2 protein-coding genes are annotated in these 2,872 nt (G+C 49.3%); both read left to right on the top strand.

Annotated features, from left to right (window positions below):
- The coding region (gene pckA, locus Q0369_RS01395) for a phosphoenolpyruvate carboxykinase (ATP) (protein ID WP_298094978.1) at positions 1–1,226 on the top strand (1,226 nt) is incomplete at its 5' end.
- Positions 1,201–2,553 (top strand): CAP domain-containing protein, encoded by a 1,353-nt coding sequence (locus Q0369_RS01390; RefSeq protein ID WP_298094975.1) that lies wholly within the window; start codon positions 1,201–1,203, stop codon positions 2,551–2,553. The genes pckA and Q0369_RS01390, both read left to right, overlap by 26 nt.
- Positions 2,554–2,872: the final 319 nt, after the last annotated feature.

Here is a 2,872-nt window from a genome sequence, read left to right as displayed (position 1 = left end):
GCTTCGTAACCGAAGTCGCGTGGCAGGCGCATTTCGTAAAAAATATGTTCATCCGCCCAAGCAAGAGCGAGCTAGCGGAATTTCATCCTGATTTTGTCGTTTACAACGCGTGCAAATGCAAAAACGAAGATTACGCGAGCGACGGGCTGCATTCCGACGTTTTCGTTATTTTTAACGTTGAGGAAAACGTCGCCGTCATCGGCGGCACGTGGTACGGCGGCGAGATGAAAAAGGGCATTTTCTCGATGATGAACTACTGGCTGCCGCTCGAGGGCAAGCTAAGTATGCACTGCTCGGCAAACGTGGGCAAGGATGGTGACACGGCGCTATTTTTCGGCCTAAGCGGCACGGGCAAAACGACGCTATCGACCGATCCTAATCGTAAGCTAATAGGCGATGATGAGCACGGCTGGGACGATGAGGGGATATTTAACTTCGAGGGCGGCTGCTATGCGAAGTGTATAAATTTAGACCCGAGCAGCGAGCCTGAAATTTACGCCGCGATCAAACGCGACGCATTACTTGAAAATGTGGTCGCGGATGAGGCTGGCGTCGTGGACTATAAAGACGGTAGCAAGACCGAAAACACCCGCGTTAGCTACCCGATCTATCATATCGATAACTACGAGCCAAGCTCCGCAGGCGGCCATCCGAAAAATATAATCTTTCTAACAGCCGATGCGTTCGGCGTTTTGCCTCCGGTTGCAAAGCTAACCAAAGAGCAGGCGATGTATTATTTCCTAAGTGGCTATACGGCCAAAGTCGCAGGCACCGAGCGCGGTATCACAGAGCCCGTGGCGACTTTTAGCGCGTGCTTTGGCGAGCCGTTTATGCCGCTACACCCGACTGTCTACGCTAAGCTGCTAGGCGAAAAGATCGACAAGCATAACGTTAGCGTCTATCTCGTAAACACCGGCTGGAGCGGCGGCGCGTACGGCGTGGGCAAGCGAATGAGCATCAAGGCTACGCGTGCATGCATAAACGCGATCTTGGACGGCAGTATCAAAAAGTGTGAATTTGAAAATTTCGAGAAATTTAACCTAGCGATCCCAAAAGAGCTCACAGGCGTCGAGACGAAGCTACTAAATCCGATCAATACATGGACGTACCCGGCGGAATATAAGATCACGCGCGATAAGCTAGCAAAGATGTTTGAAGAGAATTTCAAACGCTACGAGGACGTAAAAGAGGGGGTCGAGTTTGCTAAAGCGGGCCCTGCGGCTTAGGCTTCTGGGTCTCGGGGCGATTTGCGCGCTTTTTGCCGCATGCGAAAACACCCCTTCAAATTTAAAACAGCCGCTCGTTGCGATGAGCGGCTTTTCCTTTTACGACGATCCGCTAAGCTACATCAACAATGTGCGCGCAAAATCGGGGCTAAACTACTTTGCGCAGAATGAAATTTTAAATATCTCCGCGCTTAATCACGCAAAATATGTCGTCGCAAACGAGGCGATGTCGCACGACGAAACCGCGGGCCGAGCGGGCTTTACGGGCGAAAATCCGTCAAAGCGCGCTTTTTACGCAGGCTATAATGCCGTCGTGAGGGAAAATTTATCCTATAATTCAAGCGATCTAAAAAGCGCGATCGATGGGCTTTTAAGCGCGATTTACCATAGATTTGCATTTTTGGATTTCGCCTCGGATGAGATCGGCATCGGCTATTTTGAGCACGGCAAAAAAAGTAGCTACGTTTTTGAGATGGGAAATTCGCGCCTCAACGCCTTTTGCTCGCGGAATTTAAACGACGAAGGAAGCGGTAAATTCCTACTTAGGATGTGTAAAAACGAAACGCTACGGATGAGGGAGGATAAGTTCAAAGGCGCCACCGCGCTAAACTCGCGCCCTTACGTCTATTACCCAAACGACGAGCCTGCGCTTGCGTTTTTCAGCAATGAAATTCCAGACCCCATGCCGGGGTGCAAAATCACCGCAAATCCCGTAAGCGTGGAGTTTAATGCCGAGGAACCGCCCGTAGCGATGAAAAGTTTTAAAATTTACGAAAGCGGCAGGGAGCTTCAAAACGTTAAAATTTTAGACAAAAACTCCGATCCTAACGCCATTTTAAGCGATAGGCAGTTCGTGCTTTTCAGCAGAGAGGTTTTTAAATTTGACACCAAATACGGCGCGGAGTTTAATTACGAGCAGGGCGGTAAGCAAAAAACGCTACGGTGGGAGTTTATCACGCAGGCGCCTAAATTTAGATACTTCGTCGTGCAAGGCGGAGAAAATCTGAGCGTGAAAAACGGCGCGTTTTACGATATATTCGTAGCCCCGAAAGACTGCAACGATTTGATGAAAAGCTACAAAACCAGCTACTCCTTTATGGATAAGCCCGAAATTTCAAGCCCAGCGGCAAATATGCTGCGCGTAAAACTAAACGGCGCAAAGGGCGCAAAGCTTGAAATTTCGACTGATAACGGCGCGATAATAAACCTGTATTTAAGCGACGACTCCAAAAGCTACGGCGGCATGGGTAAAATTTACGCCGCAATCGCGGTGGTTTTTGCGGCGATCATTTTGTTTTATCTTTTAGCAAGGCGCAGAGGGCGATAGGCACGAGGCCTATTTTGCAACCTCTACTTTTGTCTGCGCGCACAGGGACGCATAATGCATATCCGGCGTGAAATTTAATGCGGAGACCTGCTTTTAAATTTTAAATTTCATCCCCATTTATCTCATCCGCAAGTTTTAAAATTTTAGCCTGTACCGCCTCAGGAGCGTAGATATCCATCCACTCTATCCCATTCGAAGCGCTAAAAAGTACGGCGTCTATCGCTCATCGCGTGCTTGGCAAGCTTGGTCGCCGCTGGGCTGTTGCCCATATTTGGCGTTTCGTCTATGCTTATCTCGGCGCAGCGGCGCAAAATAGGCG

Origin of the sequence: uncultured Campylobacter sp. (assembly GCF_938030685.1) — a bacterium.
GTDB lineage: Bacteria > Campylobacterota > Campylobacteria > Campylobacterales > Campylobacteraceae > Campylobacter_B.
Note: the sequence above shows the minus strand (reverse complement) of the source record. Positions and strands in the feature narration are given on the sequence as shown.